Here is a 615-nt window from a genome sequence, read left to right as displayed (position 1 = left end):
CTGCCGCGGGACCGGATTTTTCCGGGCCCATCGATTGTTTCAGGCGCACGAGAATGACAATCCTCCCATGCCTTCGATATGATGATCGCCGTTTTGCAACCAGAGATCAGATCGCGAATGCCACGCTACTTCTTCGATACGTACGACGGCACCGTGATCTTCGACGATGAAGGGCGTCTGCTACCGGATCTCACGAGCGCGCGGCTCGCGGCGCGGCATCTCCTGGAGGAACTGGTTCGGCACGCCTCGCCCGATCGCGCGGAGAGCCGGTTCCGGGCCGACATCCGCGACGAGGCCGGCCGGGTCATCTGCACGGCGACCCTGGTCCTGGCCTACGGGGGCGCCTGACGCGACGGGCGGCTTTTCGCCCCGCCCCCGCGCCGAAACCTTGCCGTCGCGACGGCACCGACCACCTGCCTTGCGGCCCGCATCCATTCCAACCCCGGCCCCGATCCATGCCCCTCGCGTTCCCGGCGTTCCTGCACCCCCTCCTGCCCGCCCGGTTCCGGACGCGGCCCAAGCGGGTCGCGGTGGTGCGCCTCAGCGGCGTGATCGGGGCGGTCTCGCCGATCCGGCGCGGCCTCTCGATCGCGGCGGTTGCGGGAAGCCTGGAGC

1 protein-coding gene and 1 pseudogene are annotated in these 615 nt (G+C 69.1%); both read left to right on the top strand.

Translation table 11 applies throughout. From position 1 onward, the window contains the following. Nucleotides 1–117 precede the first annotated feature (117 nt). On the top strand, nucleotides 118–348 hold the full coding sequence (locus AX737_RS16745) for a hypothetical protein (protein ID WP_066923351.1): 231 nt from the start codon (nucleotides 118–120) through the stop codon (nucleotides 346–348). 107 nt (nucleotides 349–455) lie between these two features. Then, nucleotides 456–615: pseudogene (locus AX737_RS35995) on the top strand (S49 family peptidase); the annotation flags it as partial.

The sequence above is a fragment of the Methylobacterium sp. CCH5-D2 genome (assembly GCF_001556475.1).
GTDB lineage: Bacteria > Pseudomonadota > Alphaproteobacteria > Rhizobiales > Beijerinckiaceae > Methylobacterium > Methylobacterium hispanicum.
Note: the sequence above shows the minus strand (reverse complement) of the source record. Positions and strands in the feature narration are given on the sequence as shown.

Excerpts from the sequence above, each read along its gene's own strand:
- AX737_RS16745 (WP_066923351.1), top strand. The coding sequence starts at position 118 with ATGCCACGCTACTTCTTCGATACGTACGACGGCACCGTGATCTTCGAC.